Below are 14,869 nucleotides of genomic sequence, written 5' to 3'. Positions count from 1 at the left end.
AATACAAAAATTGCGGTACAAAGGATAAATAATGACAGAGAGCCCAATAATGTCAGAGCCGCGTAGTATTCGTTTTATGCAGCTGTGGCGGCGCGAATGGCAAGTTAAGCAGCAAGGAGCCGTGCAGTGGCTTTACCCCTTGATATTGTTTTTGGTTATCGTAACCCTGTTTCCATTAGCCGTTGGTAGTGAGCCTGAGCTATTACAGCGCCTTGCCGTGTCAGCGGTTTGGATCGCGGCTTTATTATCGCTAGTGATGGGCGTCGATAGCTTATTTAAGCCCGCGCTTGATAACGGCACTTTAGCACAGTTGGTTGTTTCTCAAGCCTCCTTACCGCTTTGGGTGCTGATTCGCTTGGCGATTCACTGGCTATTTAGCAGCGGTATTGTGGCGTTGTTGAGCTTACTCGCGGTGCCTTTATTTCAGCTTAGCTGGTTTGAAGCTGGTATCTTGATGTTATCTATTATCGTAGGTAGTCCTATGCTGCTTATGCTCTCAGCGGTCGCTAGTAGCTTAACCTTATCACTGAAAAACGGTGCAGTATTAGTGCCATTGATTGCCTTACCGATGCAGCTGCCGGTACTTATCTTTGCTACAGGTGCGGTTGATTTATTTGCCACAGGCCTGAATGGCTTGCCTATTTTAGCGTTACTGCTAGCAGGTAGCATAATGTCAGTCGTGATTATGCCCTGGGTCATCTCGGTGACTTTAAAGATGTCGTGGCTTAATTAGGGCGGGTGTAATGATGTGCAAATTAATATAGGTTTTGCAGACGCAAAGATTTTTAGCTGGACTATTTACTTCATGCTGAAAAGCGCCAGTTTTGCTATAATGAATTATTGAATAACTCTTTATCTATTTTGTCAGTATTTAATGTCAGCAGGTTATGGAGATGTATGATGAGTAGGGTCAATGCCCACTGGTTATATTCACTCAAACCATATGCTGTGCAATAGGTCTATCCCATGCCCAACCTGAATAATAGCTCAACTCCCAGTCCAAATGGTTCATTGCGCCAGCGCATCTGGCAAGGCTTTTTGACCACTGTGGGCACTAAGCAATTTTTTCGCCTATTTGCGCCTTGGGTAAAATGGCTTGCTATCTTAGCTACTATTTTTTTAATGATAGGTAGTATTTGGGGCTTAGCATTTGCGCCGCCTGACTATTTGCAAGGCAATAGCTATCGTATTATATTCATCCATGTACCTGCTGCTAGTATTGCGATATCGATTTATTTTGCGCTTGCGATACTTGGGGTTATCTACCTAGTATGGAAAATAAAAACTGCTAATTTAGTCGCGCAGGCAATAGCACCGATAGGGTTTTTGCTGTGTGTAATCAGCTTGTTGACGGGCTCTATTTGGGCCAAACCTACTTGGGGTACTTATTGGGTGTGGGATGCGCGTCTCACCTCGATGTTGATTCTGGCGTTTTTGTACGCTGGAGTAATGGCACTTTTTGCCGCTTTTGAACATACTGCCAATCGTGGTAAAGCCGCTGCTATTTTGTCTATCGTTGGTGCAGTTAATTTGCCTATTATTAAATATTCTGTTGAATGGTGGAACACTTTGCATCAAGGCGCGACTTTTACCCTGACCGAAGCGCCTAAGATGTCTGCCGATATGTGGATGCCATTACTGTTTATGGTTATTGGTACTTATTTATTGGTTGCAACGCTAGCGATTTATCGGACCAATACTTTGATTTTATATCGCGATCAAGGCAAAGCTTGGGTAAAAGAGTACATTCGTAATCAAAATAAGTAGCCGTTGTTCTAAAATTTATAGCAAAATTGACTAGCTGGAGAGTCTAATGCAGCCTTATTTTTATAGCTTGTCTGAGTTTATCGCTATGGGCGAGCATGGTGTCTTTGTTTGGTCTTGTTGGGCTATTACCATCGTTATGATGTCAATAATGGTGATCTATAGCCGTCGCCAACGTCAAGCGCTGATCAAGCAGCTTACTATTCAGCAGGCAAGACAAGCACAGCGTAACGCTACTAGTGAGGCGTCTAGACTTTGAGATTCTAAACACCAAAGCTTCAAACACTGAGATTTAACAGCATAGTCGCTAGCAATTTTCTGTAGTTGACTTGCCATCATCGCCTATTGATTTACACCCAAATCGCTACCATATAGCCTATATAAGGTCTTTATCTGCATAGCTAAGAGCTATGATTTGCATAGAGTCAGGCTGAATAAGTCTCTGTTTTCAATCTGTAGAGCCGATATCAAAAGCATATTATGAGGGAGTCGTATGAACGCAGTTCGTCGCAAAAAACTTATGTGGGTCTTTTTTACCCTTGCAGGTGCAGCAGTGGCCGTAGTACTGGTACTGTATGCTATCGGGCAACAGACGGATTATTATTTTGACCCAACAGCTATCTCAGAAGGTCAGGCCCCTCAAGATAAGCGCATTCGTGCAGGTGGTATGGTGGTTGCAGGCAGTGTACAGCGCTCGCCAACCGATCCTTTGAGCGTTGAATTTGATATTACTGACTTTCAATCAACAGTACCCGTAACTTATCAAGGTATATTGCCTGATTTGTTCGCCGAAAACTCAGGGGTAGTCGCCACAGGTAAGATGCAAGGTAAGACCTTTGTAGCGGGTGAAGTGCTCGCTAAGCATGACGAAAACTACATGCCAGCTGAGGTCGCAAACTCTCTTAAAGAGAATAATCGTAGCAGCCTAGCACCTGCTTCTGAGCAGTACAATCCTGCTGAACCTTTGCATAAAACTCAAACTCTCGTACAGTAGAATTATTTTTAGCTAAATTAATCTAAAAATTCATCGCAAAAAAGCCACTGTCTGATGCAGTGGCTTTTTTAGTAATAAAAATAGTCTTAACTTTTAGATTGTAGACTTTTTATTCCTAATCAATCATCCCACTCAGGGGTATAATCTGGATGTTCAATTTTACGACCGTCGCTAGTGGCTAGCTTGCTAATTTGTTCTATTTCATCAGCACTGAGCTCAACGTTGATGGCGTCTAAGTTGCCTTGTAAGTGGTCAGGATTAGAGGTCTTTGGAATAGCGATACGGTCTTTATCTGATAGTATCCAAGCCAGTGATATCTGAGCAGGCGTCACGTTATGCTTGTCAGCGATTTCTTTGATGATGTCATTATCGAATACATCACCGCGCGCTAATGGCGAATAAGCTTCTAATAAAATATGGTGATTGTTCAGAAAAGTCTGCAAAGTATCTTGCTTAATAAACGGATGAAACTCTACTTGGTTGACCACAATCGGCACGTCAGCATATTTCTTGGCCTCTAAGATATTAGCAATATTAAAGTTAGAGACACCGATATGGCGCGTTAAGCCTTGCTTTTGTAGCTCGCACAGTGCTGGAATAGTCTCAGATAATGGGACACGATCATCAGGCCAATGTAGCAATAGTAAATCAACATAATCGGTATCTAAATCTGCTAACGAACGCTTTGCTGCTGCCACTAGTTTCTCTGGCTCAAACTTCATATCATCAGGGAAAATCTTCGTCGTCAAAAAGAATCTATCGCGCGCAACGCCTGACTGTTTAATACCTTGACCAACCTCGACTTCATTACCATAAGCTTGCGCTGTATCTATATGCTCATAGCCCATCTGTAAGGCTTTACTGACCACATCGATACAGTCTTGTCCTGTTGACTGCCATGTACCTAGTCCTAGAACTGGAATATTGGCTTGTCCAGCGGTACGGATATTATAGTTTTTAGTACTCATATTTAGACCTTATTATTCGTGTGATTTGTTAATAGAGGACTTATTAAGAGAGGTTACCCATGAATATTATTGTCTCGACCTCTATAGAGCCTAACTACTATAGAAAAAAGCAGGCTAAAGTGAAAGGGCGAGTGACGGTTTCCTACAAAGCTTACACAGGCTGTAACGTCAAAGCTTACTATTATAAAGCTTAGTGACCCTTTAAAATCAGTCATAAAAAACGCCCAGTACCTTTTGGTAGTGGGCGTTTTTATATCTACTGTTTAGAGCTCTGACAAGCTAGCTATTCAGCAGCAGCGACTTCGCCAGTAGCAGTAGCCGTACCTGCAGTAGCGCTAACTTTTGCGGCATAATCTTCTGGATTCCAAATCTTTGGATATTTATAGCCTGGGAAAGTGTCGTTCGCATACTTTTTAAACTCATTTGAGTTATAAGCGTTAGTGATGTCTTTGACCCATTTTTTATCAGCATCAGCAGATTTGATCGCTGACCAATTGACATAATTGAAGCTAGGCTCCTGGAACAGAGCGCTCGTCAATTCGATGCCAGCGTCAGTCGCATAATTACCATTAATAACCGCAAAGTCAACTTCGTCACGAGCGCGTGGCAATTGGGCGGCTTCTAATTCAACGATTTTGATATCGTATTTACTATTATCAGCAATATCAGACTTTGCTGCAGTCAGCGGGTCGATATCGTCTTTTAGCGTAATCCAACCAAGATCGCTCATCATTACTAACGCGCGAGCAAAGTTACTAGGATCGTTCGGCGCTGAGACGCTCATGCCTTTATAGGCTTCTTCGATGTTAGTCTTTTTGCCAGAATAAATACCTAATGGCGCGGTAGGAACTTGAAATAGCTCAATCAAATCAAGATTATTTTCGGCTTTAAAGTTATCGAGATAAGGCTTGTGTTGGAAGATATTAATATCTAGGTCGCCATCAGCCAAAGCTAAATTTGGACGCACATAATCGGTAAAAGTGATTAACTCAACTTCGTAGCCTTGCGCTTCTAGCGAGCCTTTGACTTGATTACGGACCATATCAGCAAAGTCGCCTTCGGTCGTACCGATGACGATCTTGGTATGGTCAGGATCGATATCACTAGGAGCGGCTACGGCAGTTTCACCTTCGGTTACTGCCTCTTTAGTGGCTTCTGGTGCTGACGAGTTATTACAGCCAACGAGCACGAGACCTGATACGCCAACAGTCGCTAATGCGGTTGCTAATTGACGACTGATATCTGTTAATTTCATGGTTTTTCCTCAAGGATAAGTGGTAAATAGCTAATAATACAAAAGGCTGGTATTAAAAGATGAACAAATTAAGATGACGGCTTTTAATTCGGCACCACTGGGCAAATGATGATAAAACTAAACTTAGGACGCGCTAAAGTCAAGGGTTTCACTTATGATAACTAAATTCTACGCTTTGGGCGCGCCTAGCGCTTATCTAAGCGAGTAGCTAACCAATTACCAAAAGCCTGAATTGAGATCACCATAACCGATAGCATAATAACGATGAACACCATAACTTCAGTTTGGTAGCGATAGTAGCCATAACGAATCGCTAAATCACCAAGACCGCCACCACCAATCATACCTGCCGCTGCTGAATAAGATAGTAAGCTAATACACAGGATCGTGACGGACAATATCAATCCTGAGCGCGCCTCATTGAGCAGGACTTTGATAATAGTGAAGGGACGTGCGCCCATGGATTCGGTGGCTTCAATGATACCGCGCGGCACTTCACGCAGGTTTTGTTCAACCAACCGCGCAAAATAAAACGAACCTGCAATAGCCAGCACTAAGGAGGCGGCAATAGGTCCAATGCCTGTGCCGACGATAGCTTTGGTAAAAGGGCTCATTGCAATCATCAAAATCACGAACGGAAAGGCGCGCATAAAGTTGGTAATACTACCTAATATTCCATATAGCGCTTTGTTCTGTAAGAACTGTCGATCACTTGATAAGAATAAAAATATTCCAAATATTCCACCAATAATAATCGCTGCAGTCGTTGAGATACCTAGCATAATAAAAGTATCGAGGGTCGCCTGCCAAATTTCTTTACGTAGGGTCAGTAGTTTATCAATTGAGACGGATAATTCAGTGCCAGTTAACATAGGGGTCTCTCTTGGCTAGTCTTCTTGTACTAAGCCTTTGCCGATTAAAGTAGTCGCTTGAATCAGGCCATCGCTAACATCCGCAACCTCAAGCAGATGTCCTTGATGTAGCAAGGCGGCGCGATGGCAGAGACGGCGAATAACGCTCATCTCATGGGTGACGATGACGATGGTCACGCCTAATTGCTCATTGATATCACGCAGGCAGGTGAGCAAGCTACGCGTCGTAGCAGGATCGAGCGCACTAGTTGGCTCATCGGCTAGCAACACTTTAGGACTAGGCGCAATAGCCCGAGCAATCCCAACGCGCTGCTTTTGCCCACCCGATAACTGAGCAGGGTATTGATCCGCTTTATCCGTAAGATCGACAATGTCTAGGCACGCCATTACACGCTTGTCAATATCGCGACTCGCGTACCCTGAGACGGTTAGATTAAAGGCGACGTTATCATATACCGTACGATTAGCCATCAAATTAAACTGCTGGAAAATCATACCTATATTATGTCGGGCAATGCGTAAGTCGCTGGCGGATAACTGAGTCAAGTCCACACCATCAATAATGACTTGACCGCTATCAGGGCGCTCAAGCATATTTATCAGGCGTAGCAAAGTTGACTTGCCTGCCCCTGAATAACCCATCAAGCCGAATATCTCGCCTTGCTGTACAGACAATGAGGTCGGCTCAACCGCTACAAACTGCAACGTTTTACCATCGGCACCCTTTATAGAGCGATCACTCATAAAGCTTTTGGTTACATCATTTAGGACGATCATCTCGCTCATAGAAAACTCAAGATTAGATAAGTTTTTTTGGTTATCAGCAGTGCTTATTTTTGAAGGATTAAACAAGCTTTGAAAGGTGATAACAAAATAGGGGCGTCAATATAGCATATTATTGACGGATTTAGTTATGAGGTTAGTGACTAAGGATATAGAGGTAGGATATTAGTGAGTAAGCGAGAGCTAATACACTATTGAGAAGTGAGAGAATAGGGTAGGCTCTAGTCTTTTTAGTCATGGCTATAATGATCATTCATGACTGTTATGATCATTATAGTTATAATGCGGGTCGTGCTTTACTGGTAGTACTAATAAAAATCTAGTATAGCCATTGATAGTGTCGGTCGTAATACGTCCTTGATGCGCGGTGACAATTTGCGAGACCAGCGATAAGCCAAGCCCTGAGCCTTTTTTCTTTTGTTGCAAACGTACAAAGGGGCTAAAGATTTCTTCGCGCTTATCTTCTGGTATACCAGAGCCTTCGTCTATCACAGCTAATACGACATAGTTGGGCAGAGGTCGTGTTTCAATTTTAGGTTTTTTGAGATGTTTTTTAAATAAGCCTTCTTTACGAGGAGATGCCTCCGCATCTGTGGTCTCAAGCATCGTTAAAGAAGTCTTATCAGCAATCTCTTTACTGGCTTTTTTAGACTTCTGATTACTTATCTTAGACTTATTTGGTTGATCCTCATTTACTGCATTGTTATCCGCTAGCAATGAGGTTTTGACTTGTGAGGTTTCAGGAACCAAACGCCAAACTACTTTTTTGATTTTATCTGTTAGATTAATGGTCGCTTTATCGTGATTATCGAGCAGTAAAGGTACAATGTTTCTAGGAATATTGTTTTTGGGACTATGGTTTTTATCAAAGAACTCATCAGTAGAATGCTTATTACTAATTGTATTACCAGGTAATTTTCGCTCTACTGCTTGTTCGAGTGATAAGGTGCTCGCTTTATTATACGTGTCAGAGTCATCGCTATTATCGTCAAAAGCATATCTAGTATTGCTATTTTTGATCAAATCGTCATTGAGTATCTCGTCATTAATGGTCTCACCATTGCAATAAATAATAGGCAACGCGCTACTAGGATCTGCTTTAGTCTTATTGTCGTCTTTAGTTATGGCATCTTTAGCGTGGCCAGTCGTCTGTTGACCATTTTCAGACCATGCTATATCACCCAATGGCTCATCATAATGACTGTGATCGGGATCGTTGTAGTCAATCAAGCTACTAGATAACAAAGATTGCAGTAGATAATCGGGAATAATATCGGCCTCATCGATAGTCTGTACACCATAAAGAAGCACAGTAATAGGCGGCTCGCCGTGTAGCATCGCGTTGGTTAATAGATTACGGATCAGATGCGTAAGCATAGGAGGTTGGCCTTCAATAGCGATATGCTCGCCGATTAAAGTTGCCTCAGAGAAGTGTTGACGCTCTTGATTGACCAAGTCATATAAGTCAAAGGTCTCAATCTGCTGCATGACATGACCTGCATCTAGCCGACTTACCAGCAAAATGCTCTCGACCAAGTCATTAAGCCCTGACAGATCACGATTGATTGCCTGCGCCCGTTTATCAAATTTAGCTTTAGTATCAATGGGTAATACTACCGCTAGCATATCCATCATCTCAATTTGCAAGCGAATACGAGTAATGGGTGTGCGCAATTCATGAGAGGCATGGGCGAGTAACAAGTTATTGGCATTGATAAGGTGCTCAATCTTTTGCGCAGCTTGATTAAACCCATGTGCCAGTAAAGCAATCTCGTCATTACCACGCGCGTTGACTCGTACACTAAAGTCGCCATCACCGAGCTGGCTCATCTGCTGGCTCATCTGATTGATCCGCCAAGTCATCGACCGCGCAATCCACCACAGCGCACATGACATAATCAGTAATAGCAGCAGCGTCCCAGTAAATAAGTTCAGGGCAGCGGACAGTACAGGTTTTTTGGGTGGTAGGCGTGACTCGTATAATAAGGTATAGCCAGTGCTGCTATAGACTTGTGCTTGTTGAGTGGGCGGCGTATCTACAAAAGAGGGGAAAACGCGTGATAATAGTGACGGCGTAGCAGGCAGCTCAAGCGGCAGGTCGCTATTATCGGTTTGCATGAGCAAGTTACCCTGAGCATCATATAAGCCCATCTTTGCTTGTAATGACTCATCAAAGATATCGAAGCTTTTTTTGACTACTGCTAGCATAAAGCGCGACTGCAGGCGATTCTCCTTACTAACTGAGATATTGAGCTCCTGCAAAAAAGGATCTATCTGTCCCAAAATTTGCATCGCTAACACCTCAGAGCGGATGTTCGCATCTTTGTCATGAACTAATTGAGTCAGCAGCACCATGGCCACTGCAAATAAGATGAGCGCCAGCATTACGCTGGCGAATAGCTTAGCAAAAACAGAGCGAAAACCCAATTGCTGCATCAAATAGTCTCAGTAGTCATTCTTAGAGGTTACAGTACTCAAAAGTCATAGGGCTTAAAAGTTACAGTTGCAGCATTAAACCATTATCACTTAAACCTGATCCGTTGCAAACTGATAACCGACACCACGTACAGTAATGATGCGTTTTGGCTGACGAGGATTGTCCTCAATCAATGCGCGTAAACGTGAAATATGGACATCGATAGCACGATCGATATTGTCCGAACTATCGTCATTTGGCATCGCTTGCCATAACTGCTCACGATTGAGAACTTTACCTGAATGGGTAGCAAAGTAGTGGAGCAATTGGAATTGATGAGTAGTCAGACGTACAGGCTGCTCATCGATAGTGACTTCATGGCTGTCAGGAAACACACTTAAACGACCAAAAGTTAAACTATCTGATTGACTCTCAGCTTGGTTAGGCTGCTCATGACGACGGATAACCGCACGAATACGAGCCAATAGCTCACGTGGCTCAAAAGGCTTGGCAATATAATCGTCAGCACCCATCTCAAGTCCAAGTACGCGATCAGTAGTATCGCCCTTGGCCGTGAGCATGATAATAGGTACTTTATTAGTCATATTATTTTTATTGCCACGAATTTTTTGGCAGACTTGCATACCGTCCATATCAGGCAACATCAAATCAAGCACGACTAAATCAATATCACGCTCTTTGGTGTCCAGTAAGTCTAAACCTTCTTGACCTAGACCTGCATGATGGACATCGTAGTAATTCATCGTTAAATAATCACTGATCAATTCTGCCAAATCTGGATCATCTTCAATCAATAAAATCTGCTTGCTCATAAAATATCCTCTAAAGTTAATATTTAATATTTTTTCTGTTAATTCTTATATCTGTTAGCTTTTTATAATAATATAACAGTCTAAACGCTGATTGTTAATCAGACTTAGCCTAAACTATAGTGCCTAATTATGACGTTACCAAACAAGACATGCTTTGTTAATATTTCTATACCATGTAACTGAATCAAAGTAACTGAGCTAAAGTAACTGAATTAAAGCAAATAACTCTAAGTAACCAAGCCAAAGTTTCAACAGCTATATTTTGCCTAGTTACTACGCTTACTCTAAGAAACAATCACCTTTTTACCAGCTGATTGTAGGGGCAGCTGGGCTAAACAGATTAGACTGTCATTATTAATGCCAGCGATTAGATAGCGATCCGTATCAGGATCGTATTCTATAACTTCTACTGGCTGACGCGTCAAACGCTGATTTTGTTGAATGATCCAAACATTGGCGGTAAGGGTCATCATAGGTCTAAAAGGCGCTTTGGTAAGAGCTGATAAATCGGCATCGTGAATAGCACTTTTTGGGACGATAGTACCGACCTCTATCTGTCCATAATCAACGCGCCCAGTCACCGCCATATTGGCTTTAAGCTTACCACGATTGTTATCGGTATTGATAACATGAACATCAACTAATAGCTTATCGTCAGTGCTAACGGTCAGCTTACTCACTTGACCTGTAAAAGTGTCGCTTAGACTCGCGGTTGTAAAGTTTACGGTTTGTCCCACTGAGAGTCGAGGCTTAGCTTGAATGGGCAGCGTAGCAACAAAATGTAGATCATTATTATTGCTTAAGCTTAGCATAGGCGCATTGATATCCAGTTGCTGCATAGCTTGAATAGACAGAGTATCTACGCGACCTGTAAATGGCGCTTTTATGGTAATAAGTGAAGGGGTATCCATTTTAGGTCTAGAGGGGCTTTTATCTTTGCTCTCGTTAACGGTATTCTCAAGTGTTGTATCAGCCGCTGCCGTAGTAATATCTGGTTTTGTAGTCGGATTATTTACTTTGCTCGCTGTTTTTGCAGCGCTTGAACCGTCAGTACCTGTATTTGCAGTGGTCTTGGCATTCGCTGTTGCAGTGCTATCTTTTTTCACATTGATACCGCTATCACTATCACTTTTAATATTAGTATCGCTATCATTAGAAGAGCTGTTGTCCGCGATAGTCTCTGCTGGAGTAGTGATATCTTGACGTTTGACTATAAATAGAGGGGTGCCAGCCTCTACCCATTGATTAGGCTCAACCAGTACTTGTTGCACAGTCAATGCTTGACTGGCTTTAAAGCGCACCTGTTTGATAGCCGCGATATTCCCTTGCAAGCCTAAGCTTGGCTGATAACGCGAGGGCTTAATGCTCAGTATATGCTCAGGTGACATAGTGACTGTGTTCTCATCAATGATAATAGGCAAATCAGTTGTGGGCTTAGCGTCGATAGCTGGCTTTTCAACGATTGGCTCAGGAGGCTGGCAGCCTGTCATAGCTATTATGACGGTTAGTAGAGAAATTCTTAAAACAGCCTTTTTATAACCTTCCTTATGTTTATAGCCTTTTTTATAGTATTTCTTATGATTATCGGACACCATGTCACCTATTGTTATTTAGATTATAATTTGCAATTATAAACGTTATTTCATTGTGTAAACAAAGCTTAGACATAAAAACTAAGTTATCTACCTAAGCTCTCGACTAAATACTGTTAATTTGATCGTTAAACAGTGCGCATTATTGATATTTTTTGCTATGATAAAGCGCAAACGCTACAGGGTTGTGACTTGCTTCTAATAAAGCTAAAATTTATTTTTAGTTTATATTTTGCTATCAGATAATTATTAAGGCAGTATGAAGGCTCAGTTTAGTCTTTGTGCTAAAAATATAACGGTAGTCAATGCTATAATAGGTTAGTACTTGTTAACTTGATCTTGACTGTTGTCGTAATGCATTGAGCATGTATAAACAGTATATTGAAGACATAAAAATATCACCTGTAGCGGATAAATCATAACCATAAATTTGTACAACAAACACTGCTATTACGCATAAAACCGTTATTTATAGGATACAAAACATGGAAAATAATTTTGAAGGGCTAAAGGTGATGGTTATTGATGATTCAAAAACTATCCGCCGTACGGCAGAGACTTTACTACAACGAGCAGGCTGTGAAGTCATTACTGCCGTCGATGGTTTTGATGCCTTAGCAAAGATTGTGGATAATAATCCAGATATCATTTTTGTCGATATTATGATGCCACGTCTTGATGGCTACCAGACCTGTGCTTTGATAAAAAATAATCCAAGTTACGCCAGCAAGCCCGTTATTATGCTGTCATCAAAGGATGGCTTATTTGACAAAGCTCGCGGACGCATTGTTGGCTCTGATGAATATTTGACTAAGCCTTTTAGTAAAGATGAGCTATTTGACGCCATTAATAAGTATCGCGATACGGTTCAGTCAGAATGAATTTATAATAGATATAAATACTGATTTCAAAACCTACGGGTTTTGTTATCTACACAATACTCAAAACATTCACAGTGTTATTCTCGCCCTATATCATAGAGGGTATCACTGATAATCAAGGAAACGCCTATGACCACGGTTCTAGTCATTGATGATTCGCCATCTGAGATGGCAAAGCTTCGCGATATGCTGGCTAAAAATAGCTATAAAGTACTAGAAGCCGTTAACGGTCAACAAGGTTGTCAGATGGCCACTGAGCATATACCAGATGTTATCTTGATGGATGTGGTTATGCCTGAGATGAATGGTTTTCAGGCCACTCGCAAGATCACTCATACCCAAGCCACTGCACACATCCCTATTGTGATGATAAGTACCAAAAGCCAAGAGACCGATCGGGTATGGGGTAAACGCCAAGGTGCCAAAGAGTATCTGGTTAAGCCTATCGATGAGACGGAATTAATGCGTGTTATTCGCATGGTAACGGAGTAATTTGTGACCTCTAAAGGATTTATTGAGCTACTGCGTTTGGCTGATTTAGCCAAAGCACGTCTGAGTGGTCGTCAAGGCGGACAAGAGTATGACTGGCGCGGGGTGGTATTTGAGGTGGGTGGTCAGCGTTTAGTTGCACCTATAGGAGAGGTGTCAGAGATACTGGCTATGCCTGAATACACTAGTGTTCCTTTAGTAAAACCTTGGCTCTTAGGTATTGCTAATGTTCGTGGGCGTCTGCTGCCGCTGACAGATTTGTCAAAGCTATTAGCCGTGCCCAGTCATCTACCGCAATTGAGCCAGCGCAAGGTAATCGTCGTTGATCATAGTACAGTATTTTCAGGGCTGATCGTTGATCAAGTGCTAGGGATTGAGCAGTTTACGCGCAGTCAGTATCGTGCGCAGCCTATGGACAGTCACTCGCCATTTGCGCCCTACAATCACGGTAGGTTTTTCAAGAACCAACAAGAATGGTTGGTTTTTATGCCAAGCTTATTAGCACAAGACTCGCGCTATATTGATGCTGCAATATAAAGGAATAACTACAATGAATGATATGACTAAACGATCTGCGCTTAATATGAATAAATCTGCTTTACCTACCGAAAATAATAATAGTAAATGGATCGCTTTGTTAGGGATTTTCACGGTAGTCATCATAATTAGCTTGGTTGTTATATTTAATTCACTATCAGCAGTGAGTCAGTATTTACAGAATTTCAATCAAGCAGTGGTTTTACCCGTTATCGCTTTTGTAATCGCTTTAATTATAGTGGTCTATTCTTTATCACAGCTGTTCAAGCAACGCGATGGTAGTGAGCGCACCTTAGTTGAACAAGAAACGCTACGCCGTCGACAAGAGGCGGAAACTGAGTCGGAGCGCTCGCGTCAAATTCAAGAAGAAAACGAGCGTAATCAGATGGCTATTTTGCGTCTGCTTGATGAATTAGGCGACTTAGCAGAAGGCGATTTGACCGTCAGTGCTACGGTATCGGAGGACTTTACAGGAGCTATCGCTGATTCAGTAAACTTTGCTATTGATCAGTTACGTCAGCTAGTAATGGTCATTAATAATACTGCTGAGCAAGTATCCCAGTCCTCTGAGCGTACACAGCTCAAAGCCGTTGAGCTTGCAGAGGCCTCTGAGCATCAGGCCCAAGAAATCGCTGGAGTATCCGCGTCTATCAATGAGATGGCGGTATCGATTGATAAAGTGTCCAATAATGCGACTGAGTCAGCGATAGTGGCTGAGCGTTCAGTCGATATTGCTTATAATGGTGCTGAGGTTGTACAGCGTTCCATTGAGGGTATGAATGTTATTCGTAACCAGATTCAAGAAACCTCAAAGCGTATTAAGCGCTTGGGCGAATCCTCGCAAGAGATTGGCGATATTGTCAGTTTGATTAATGATATTGCCGATCAGACCAACGTTTTGGCATTGAATGCCGCTATTCAAGCGTCAATGGCAGGCGAGGCAGGGCGCGGGTTTGCGGTAGTGGCTGATGAGGTTCAGCGTTTGGCTGAGCGCTCGGCTAAAGCAACTAAACAGATTGAAACCTTAGTTAAGACCATTCAGGCTGATACCAATGAGGCTGTCATGTCGATGGAGTCGACAACCTCAGAGGTGGTACGTGGTGCGCGCTTAGCAAAAGATGCTGGTGAGGCACTTGAAGAGGTGCAAAACGTCTCTAATACACTATCCGACCTTATTCAGAATATCTCTAATGCCGCGCAGCAGCAGTCAGAATCAGCAGGTCATATCTCGAACACTATGACTATCATTCAAGACATCACCTCACAAACTTCTTCAGGCACGTTAGCAACAGCGCGTTCAGTCGGTGAGCTCAATGAGATGGCTGGAGCACTGCAAGAATCTGTAACAGGTTTCAAGATATCAAATCATAGCTAATACTCATGCTATAAAAACCTTGTCATTCAACACGATTTTTGGTTTAGCTGTTGCCAATGACTAGGTACTAGTTAATGCTCAGAGGTTAATGAACTACCAAGCATTAATCG

14 protein-coding genes and 1 pseudogene are annotated in these 14,869 nt (G+C 42.3%); 8 read left to right on the top strand and 7 right to left on the bottom strand.

Features of this window, described 5'->3' with window-relative positions; all coding sequences use genetic code 11:
- Window positions 1–31 precede the first annotated feature (31 nt).
- The 4 genes from ACR63T_RS11275 (at window position 32) to ccmE (ending at window position 2,758) form a co-directional block, all read left to right on the top strand.
- Window positions 32–733, top strand: coding sequence for a heme exporter protein CcmB (locus ACR63T_RS11275; protein WP_472784056.1), 702 nt, complete (start codon window positions 32–34; stop codon window positions 731–733).
- A 233-nt stretch (window positions 734–966) separates the two neighbouring features.
- On the top strand, window positions 967–1,767 hold the full coding sequence (locus ACR63T_RS11270; protein ID WP_472784055.1) for a heme ABC transporter permease: 801 nt from the start codon (window positions 967–969) through the stop codon (window positions 1,765–1,767).
- A gap of 46 nt (window positions 1,768–1,813) precedes the next feature.
- On the top strand, window positions 1,814–2,023 hold the full coding sequence (ccmD, locus tag ACR63T_RS11265; protein ID WP_201570112.1) for a heme exporter protein CcmD: 210 nt from the start codon (window positions 1,814–1,816) through the stop codon (window positions 2,021–2,023).
- 234 nt (window positions 2,024–2,257) lie between these two features.
- Entirely contained in the window at window positions 2,258–2,758 is a 501-nt protein-coding gene (gene ccmE, locus ACR63T_RS11260) for a cytochrome c maturation protein CcmE (protein WP_201570111.1), read from the top strand.
- 119 nt (window positions 2,759–2,877) lie between these two features.
- On the opposite strand, the gene ACR63T_RS11255 is transcribed toward ccmE, so the two are convergent.
- The 7 genes from ACR63T_RS11255 to ACR63T_RS11225 form a co-directional block, all read right to left on the bottom strand.
- Window positions 2,878–3,726, bottom strand: coding sequence for an aldo/keto reductase (locus tag ACR63T_RS11255; RefSeq protein WP_472784054.1), 849 nt, complete (start codon window positions 3,724–3,726; stop codon window positions 2,878–2,880).
- Window positions 3,727–4,009: 283 nt separating this feature from the next.
- A complete protein-coding gene (locus tag ACR63T_RS11250; RefSeq protein WP_472784053.1) occupies window positions 4,010–4,981 on the bottom strand; it encodes a MetQ/NlpA family ABC transporter substrate-binding protein in 972 nt (323 codons plus the stop codon).
- 185 nt (window positions 4,982–5,166) lie between these two features.
- A complete protein-coding gene (locus tag ACR63T_RS11245) occupies window positions 5,167–5,853 on the bottom strand; it encodes a methionine ABC transporter permease (RefSeq protein ID WP_472784052.1) in 687 nt (228 codons plus the stop codon).
- Between the two features lie 15 nt (window positions 5,854–5,868).
- Window positions 5,869–6,639, bottom strand: a complete 771-nt coding sequence (locus ACR63T_RS11240; RefSeq protein WP_472784051.1) for a methionine ABC transporter ATP-binding protein — start codon at window positions 6,637–6,639, stop codon at window positions 5,869–5,871.
- Between the two features lie 246 nt (window positions 6,640–6,885).
- Window positions 6,886–9,072 (bottom strand): HAMP domain-containing sensor histidine kinase, encoded by a 2,187-nt coding sequence (locus ACR63T_RS11235; protein ID WP_472785274.1) that lies wholly within the window; start codon window positions 9,070–9,072, stop codon window positions 6,886–6,888.
- Between the two features lie 90 nt (window positions 9,073–9,162).
- Window positions 9,163–9,885, bottom strand: coding sequence for a response regulator transcription factor (locus ACR63T_RS11230; protein WP_201570104.1), 723 nt, complete (start codon window positions 9,883–9,885; stop codon window positions 9,163–9,165).
- Between the two features lie 284 nt (window positions 9,886–10,169).
- The gene (locus ACR63T_RS11225) at window positions 10,170–11,480 is read right to left on the bottom strand and encodes an efflux RND transporter periplasmic adaptor subunit (RefSeq protein WP_472784050.1); all 1,311 of its coding nucleotides are present in this window, start codon (window positions 11,478–11,480) and stop codon (window positions 10,170–10,172) included.
- A 482-nt stretch (window positions 11,481–11,962) separates the two neighbouring features.
- Here ACR63T_RS11225 and pilG point away from each other — a divergent pair, with 482 nt between their 5' ends.
- The 4 genes and pseudogenes from pilG to ACR63T_RS11205 all read left to right on the top strand — a co-directional run.
- On the top strand, window positions 11,963–12,358 hold the full coding sequence (gene pilG / locus ACR63T_RS11220; protein ID WP_472784049.1) for a twitching motility response regulator PilG: 396 nt from the start codon (window positions 11,963–11,965) through the stop codon (window positions 12,356–12,358).
- A 129-nt stretch (window positions 12,359–12,487) separates the two neighbouring features.
- Window positions 12,488–12,850, top strand: coding sequence for a response regulator (locus ACR63T_RS11215; RefSeq protein ID WP_472784048.1), 363 nt, complete (start codon window positions 12,488–12,490; stop codon window positions 12,848–12,850).
- A 3-nt stretch (window positions 12,851–12,853) separates the two neighbouring features.
- Window positions 12,854–13,384 carry a chemotaxis protein CheW gene (locus ACR63T_RS11210; RefSeq protein ID WP_201570100.1) on the top strand — a complete coding sequence of 177 codons (531 nt, stop codon included), beginning with the start codon at window positions 12,854–12,856 and terminating at the stop codon, window positions 13,382–13,384.
- Window positions 13,385–13,739: 355 nt separating this feature from the next.
- Window positions 13,740–14,759 (top strand): annotated as a pseudogene (locus ACR63T_RS11205) (methyl-accepting chemotaxis protein); the annotation flags it as partial.
- Between the last annotated feature and the right edge of the window lie 110 nt (window positions 14,760–14,869).

This window comes from Psychrobacter sp. M17(2026), assembly GCF_055699815.1.
Note: the sequence above shows the minus strand (reverse complement) of the source record. Positions and strands in the feature narration are given on the sequence as shown.

Coding starts and splice junctions, on each gene's coding strand:
- ccmE (WP_201570111.1), top strand. CDS start 2,258: ATGAACGCAGTTCGTCGCAAAAAACTTATGTGGGTCTTTTTTACCCTT.
- ACR63T_RS11255 (WP_472784054.1), bottom strand. CDS start 3,726: ATGAGTACTAAAAACTATAATATCCGTACCGCTGGACAAGCCAATATT.
- ACR63T_RS11225 (WP_472784050.1), bottom strand. CDS start 11,480: ATGGTGTCCGATAATCATAAGAAATACTATAAAAAAGGCTATAAACAT.
- ACR63T_RS11230 (WP_201570104.1), bottom strand. CDS start 9,885: ATGAGCAAGCAGATTTTATTGATTGAAGATGATCCAGATTTGGCAGAA.
- pilG (WP_472784049.1), top strand. CDS start 11,963: ATGGAAAATAATTTTGAAGGGCTAAAGGTGATGGTTATTGATGATTCA.
- ccmD (WP_201570112.1), top strand. CDS start 1,814: ATGCAGCCTTATTTTTATAGCTTGTCTGAGTTTATCGCTATGGGCGAG.
- ACR63T_RS11235 (WP_472785274.1), bottom strand. CDS start 9,072: ATGCAGCAATTGGGTTTTCGCTCTGTTTTTGCTAAGCTATTCGCCAGC.
- ACR63T_RS11245 (WP_472784052.1), bottom strand. CDS start 5,853: ATGTTAACTGGCACTGAATTATCCGTCTCAATTGATAAACTACTGACC.
- ACR63T_RS11215 (WP_472784048.1), top strand. CDS start 12,488: ATGACCACGGTTCTAGTCATTGATGATTCGCCATCTGAGATGGCAAAG.
- ACR63T_RS11240 (WP_472784051.1), bottom strand. CDS start 6,639: ATGAGCGAGATGATCGTCCTAAATGATGTAACCAAAAGCTTTATGAGT.
- ACR63T_RS11250 (WP_472784053.1), bottom strand. CDS start 4,981: ATGAAATTAACAGATATCAGTCGTCAATTAGCAACCGCATTAGCGACT.
- ACR63T_RS11275 (WP_472784056.1), top strand. CDS start 32: ATGACAGAGAGCCCAATAATGTCAGAGCCGCGTAGTATTCGTTTTATG.
- ACR63T_RS11270 (WP_472784055.1), top strand. CDS start 967: ATGCCCAACCTGAATAATAGCTCAACTCCCAGTCCAAATGGTTCATTG.